The 4816-nt window shown below is 38.9% G+C and carries 5 protein-coding genes and 2 pseudogenes; 2 read left to right on the plus strand and 5 right to left on the minus strand.

Going from position 1 to position 4816, the window contains the following annotated elements; translation table 11 throughout:
* The 5 genes and pseudogenes from O9290_RS23365 to O9290_RS23385 all read right to left on the minus strand — a co-directional run.
* Positions 1 to 139 (minus strand): annotated as a pseudogene (locus tag O9290_RS23365) (lipid kinase); the annotation flags it as partial.
* 169 nt (positions 140 to 308) lie between these two features.
* Positions 309 to 1247, minus strand: a complete 939-nt coding sequence (locus O9290_RS23370; protein WP_287732846.1) for a glycosyltransferase family 2 protein — start codon at positions 1245 to 1247, stop codon at positions 309 to 311.
* Positions 1248 to 1262: 15 nt separating this feature from the next.
* Positions 1263 to 1892 carry a DUF6817 domain-containing protein gene (locus O9290_RS23375; RefSeq protein ID WP_147070825.1) on the minus strand — a complete coding sequence of 210 codons (630 nt, stop codon included), beginning with the start codon at positions 1890 to 1892 and terminating at the stop codon, positions 1263 to 1265.
* A 42-nt stretch (positions 1893 to 1934) separates the two neighbouring features.
* On the minus strand, positions 1935 to 3071 hold the full coding sequence (locus O9290_RS23380; protein WP_288059048.1) for a glycosyltransferase family 2 protein: 1137 nt from the start codon (positions 3069 to 3071) through the stop codon (positions 1935 to 1937).
* 4 nt (positions 3072 to 3075) lie between these two features.
* Positions 3076 to 3876, minus strand: a complete 801-nt coding sequence (locus tag O9290_RS23385; protein WP_147070829.1) for an aldolase/citrate lyase family protein — start codon at positions 3874 to 3876, stop codon at positions 3076 to 3078.
* Positions 3877 to 3920: 44 nt separating this feature from the next.
* On the opposite strand from O9290_RS23385, the gene O9290_RS23390 reads away from it, so the two are divergent.
* On the plus strand, positions 3921 to 4391 hold the full coding sequence (locus O9290_RS23390; protein WP_150975694.1) for a dTDP-4-dehydrorhamnose 3,5-epimerase family protein: 471 nt from the start codon (positions 3921 to 3923) through the stop codon (positions 4389 to 4391).
* A gap of 5 nt (positions 4392 to 4396) precedes the next feature.
* Positions 4397 to 4750 (plus strand): annotated as a pseudogene (locus tag O9290_RS23395) (amino acid ABC transporter substrate-binding protein); the annotation flags it as partial.
* Positions 4751 to 4816: the final 66 nt, after the last annotated feature.

Consider the following 4816-nt stretch of genomic DNA (forward strand, 5'->3'; position numbering starts at 1 on the left):
CCTTAAGAGTTCTCACCCAAGATAATAAACCCTGTTGTCCTCGCGGTAATGTCCATAAAAGCGGGAAAATTTGCCACCAGTGTTCAATTTCTAGGCTATATAAATCTAACCTTTGATCGTCGATTTGGGCATCATGAGCGAAGGTTCCTTGTTGCAAGGCAGAGCCTTGGAACACAATATCGAAGGCTCTGCCTTAAAGTAGTATTCAGGTAGAACCGGAAGAGAGCGTTCCCAGGTTCTACCTGGGAACGAGATAATAATTCTCCTTTGAAAGCTTGAGCAAGGATACTGGGAAGGATTGCGTCACTTCACTTTGTAGTTTTTAAAATTACGCTTTTTCTGGAAGGGCGATTATTACGGGATCTCATTGCCTTAACTAAAATATTCCAAGACCTCATAGATAATACGGCAGGAAAAGAGATTCTGATGGCGAAAACAAAATGTTTTTGTTTTAAGGCCACTAATAACCAATGTAGTTTAACATAATTACATATATATGAGAGTGGTGGCAGAACAGACTGATATTTTGGATTAACTAAGTTATATATTTTCTCTTTGATCAAAATGTTAGTGTTGAGTCGCTTTAACAATGAAGACTTTTGATTATAACTACCAGACCAAACTACTCGATACACCAAACAGGAGTTAACAAACACAGCATCCCCAAACTGAGCAATGCGAAGCCAGCAATCAATGTCATTATAACAGTCATCTAAACTTGAATCCCAACCCCCTGAGTTAAGAAAAGCATCTCTGAGAAAAGCAACTTGGCTAGTTGTTCCGAAGGGAACTTCTTCTAGGAGCATACCATAGTGTATATCTGCTTGAGCGATATAGAAAGCCTGTTCAAGTCCTATTTTTGGAGTTTGACAGATTTCTACTCCTTTAATATCCACCTGTGTCGCCTGACAGGAACAAATGACAGCTTCGGGATACTGAGCAATATTTTTCATTATTTCCTCTATACAATTAGGGGCAAGATAGTCATCATCATCGAGTAGTTTAATCCAATCTCCTTGAGCAGCTTTAACCCCTACATTTACCGAAAAGGATTGCCTCATATTCTTGAGATTACGATAGAAGATAATATCTTCCCCCAGGCTTTGAATATATTCTGCTGTACCATCAGAGGAACAATCATCAACCACAATGACTTCACAGGGAATAGATTGATTTAGGGACGAAGCGATTGCTCTTTTAAGCAACGATAAACGATTGCAGGTTGTAATAACAATACTAAATTTCATCTTTATTAACTATAATTAAATTTTTCTCCTATGAGCCATCAGAAAATCAGCATAAGCTTTTTGAGTCAGGAAAGGTTTAGCTTTAAGATAAAATTCTTGATGACGATAATCACGGGTATAAGGTAATTGTTCTAAGTGATCTGCTAAACGAATAGTTATTAAAGCACTAAGCTCTGTTTGAGTTAAAATTATTTCCTTGTTATCACGATAATTTATCAGTTTAAATTCATTAACTTGCTCAAAATTAGAGGGGAAATGTTTTCTATCTTCAAGACAATAATAGTAAACTAATTTTTCAGCATCAGAACCAATAGCATCCTTAATTATACCTCTTTGTTCTAGATTAACCAAACTTTTTCTATAGCTATAAGTTCCATAGATGCTGTGATAAAGACCAGCTAGACAAATCTCTTCAGATGAGTTCCATTTTTTCAAGATTCTATAAGTTCCTAATAAATGACTATATAAAGAGCGTTTATTAAGATGTTCAGTGGAATCGGTTGCTAATTTCTTCAAAATTTCTCTTTGCTCTTTAGGGGGATCATATTGTCTATCTTTCCATAAATATATAAATTCACCTACAATATTTGGGGCGAAGTGTTGTAAGTTTTTCAATCGATTTTTAATGAGGGTATTAGTAGCCATATTGTTGATTGAATTAATGATTATATAATTTGTCAGAGGAATTTATCGGGGCATAAGCTTATTGCTTATCAAAGGTGCAAACTCTACTAATAAAGCCCATAAACTTAGGTCAAATGGATGTGCTAATAGATGTCTCGGAAGGATTCTGCTTAAAGCAATTCGCTCTCTCAATCCTTGGCGGGTTTTGGCTGCCTTATTTGGCCAATGTTCGAGGATGATTTTCAAAGTAAATTCTTGAGGATCTAAGTAAGGATATAAAAACCATAACAGCAAGTTACACATTGAGCTAATAAAAGCAGTTGACTCATTAGCTAGACTTTCTTCAAAGGAAATAGCACCTTTCACCAGCAGTGATTGATCAGCAGTGATAGTGGCTGTGATAATATCCAACATATTAGTTAATGATTTCAATCTATTTTCCAGTAATACAGCATCTTGGGGATAGACAGAAACCCGATAACGAAGAGCATCTGCTAAAGTGTTTATGTGATTATCTATTAATTTTTCAAGGTTTTGTAGTCTTAACTTCGTCCCCTGAGAATTATTATGGCGACGATATCCAACCGTAATACAATGGTTTCTTATCAGAGATTGATTAACACTTAACCTTAACCAAGTATAGTAATCTACAGCAGTTCCCGTAAACTGTGTTGGCCAGCCATTGATGGAATCGAGTGCTTCGCGTCGAATCACAACAGCTGAGGGAGTGGCGACAGAATTGGTAGGGAAAAAATCCCAAGGAGCAAAAAACTGAGGATTAAGGATTGGAGAGGGAAAATTTAGGCTATCTTCATAAAAATGGGCGCAATTGGCTACACAAGCAGCAGATTGGGGAAATTGTTCTAGGATCGTACTCATAAGGCGCAGGTGATCTCGATGCCAGATGTCATCCTGATCGAGAAATGCTACTAGAGGCGCAGTAGTATGTTTGAATCCAAAATTGCGGGCGCAATGAGAACCCTTGTCAGGATTTCGTAATAAAGTGATACCTGAAAAAGACTTGACAATCTCTAGGGATTCGTCCTCAGAACCATCGTCAACCACTACTATTTCTCTCGGTGGTTGAGACTGGGAAAATACTGACTCGAGTGTTTGTCGAATCCATTGAGAGCCGTTGAATAAAGGGATAATAACAGCTACGTCCATAACCTTGGCGTTTTGATCTATAAGCCATATCATAATTCTAATTTGCTCCCAGTCGCTTTAAAAATGTGAGCTGATCTGCTAAAACTGCTTCCCGACTGCGAAGACGCGCCGCTACCCAAGCAGCCCGAATCGCTTGGATCTCCGCCTGAAGATTCCGTCCACTCATTTCGTTTTTAAAAGTACGCCTCAAAACACTTAAACCGCAATTGATCCGCGCCATCTCATGCAGAAGTTCGAGGAAGGGTATAGGGTTGCCGCCACTAATTCTCGTTACTCCACCGAATCCAACGATACGATTGTTTAAAATTTGAAAAATTTGTTCAACTGTACCATCTGCCAGTAAATCCCAAATAGAGTTTTTTTGGCGTGAAATCATTAAATCATTCAGTCCAATATAACTATAGTCCCAACCTAGATCTCTAAGCTCATGGCAATGTTCTACTAATGTGTGAGTCTCAATTTGGACTAGGGTTTTAGCTCTTCCATTGACTAGAGAAATAAATTTATCTACCTCACTGGGAACTTTTGCCATCGGTAGCATAATAATCTTAGCTCCAGAATCTAGGGCAGTTTCTATCTCGTCAGAAGTATTGTTATCTAAGGGATTAATTCTTACTGTAATTGGGATGGAGATAACTTCAGCTAGAGCAACCACATCTTCTGGTGTATCGGCGTTGATTTGGGTTGAATAGCTAATCTGTCGCTCTCGTTTACCAATCCGTTCCCAGTCTACAATGATACTATCAATCCCTACTTGCTCGGCTTGTTTAGCCAATAAAGCATCTGTGGTAAATAGAAATAAACGCAAATGGTCAATATCTGTAGTATAGTGGCTCATTATGTGGTTCCTTATAGTGATAAATGGTTCTTAAGTCTTTAGCTATGACAAAGTTAACACAATCTAATGAGCAATGGATAGAAGGTGTAGAAGTTTGCCCTCTCAAGTTATTGCCAAATGAAAAAGGACGACTCATGGAAATTCAACGGGCTGACGATAAGATTTTCCCCGGCTTTGGACAAGTTTATATTACTTCAACTTTGCCCGGTATTGTTAAAGCTTGGTACAGACACACAACGCAAATTGATCAAATTGCCGTCATGGTAGGACTGTTGAAACTTGTCCTTTACGATGATCGGGAAACCTCACCCACCAGAGGCAAAATTAACACGATATTTTTAGGCGAATTGGCTCCTAAACTGGTACAAATTCCTCCCGGTATTTGGCATGGTTTTCAGACAATTGGCGAGCGGGAAGCTTTTGCACTGCATCTAAACTCGGTCGCTTTTCAGGCAGACGCACCAGATGAAGATCGCTTACCTTATGATACTAATATTATTCCCTATCAGTGGTAAACTAAGTGGTAATATCTAAGGAACCCTTGGCCGTGGCCGATGGTGATCCCGCTTGGTCGAATGCCGTCCGCTCGAACGTTTTTAGTTTAATTCAAGGGGAAGAATTTGGGATTAACTCCCAAAATATTGCCACTTTTGCCGACAGCAAAGACCCCAGTATTCGGCGCTTTTTGGGTATCGATGAGAAGTTAGGTGAAGATATGGGTTTACCCAATGATTTTGCCCAAAGAGTCTTAAAACAGGTGGGTAATTACGGGGAAATTTATGATCGGGAAATCGGTAACCCCCTACAACTCGATCGAGGTTTAAATAATCTTTGGACAAAGGGGGGTTTATTGTATTCTCCTCCTTTTCGTTAGTTTTAAGATTGTGTTTCCTGACGGGGAATATAGACCCCTATGGCCGCTGGAATAACTCGAAACATG

Origin of the sequence: Microcystis sp. LE19-41.2A (assembly GCF_027530405.1) — a bacterium.
Lineage (GTDB): Bacteria > Cyanobacteriota > Cyanobacteriia > Cyanobacteriales > Microcystaceae > Microcystis > Microcystis aeruginosa.

Coding starts and splice junctions, on each gene's coding strand:
- O9290_RS23370 (WP_287732846.1), bottom strand. CDS start 1,247: ATGAAATTTAGTATTGTTATTACAACCTGCAATCGTTTATCGTTGCTT.
- O9290_RS23375 (WP_147070825.1), bottom strand. CDS start 1,892: ATGGCTACTAATACCCTCATTAAAAATCGATTGAAAAACTTACAACAC.
- O9290_RS23380 (WP_288059048.1), bottom strand. CDS start 3,071: ATGATATGGCTTATAGATCAAAACGCCAAGGTTATGGACGTAGCTGTT.
- O9290_RS23385 (WP_147070829.1), bottom strand. CDS start 3,876: ATGAGCCACTATACTACAGATATTGACCATTTGCGTTTATTTCTATTT.
- O9290_RS23390 (WP_150975694.1), top strand. CDS start 3,921: ATGACAAAGTTAACACAATCTAATGAGCAATGGATAGAAGGTGTAGAA.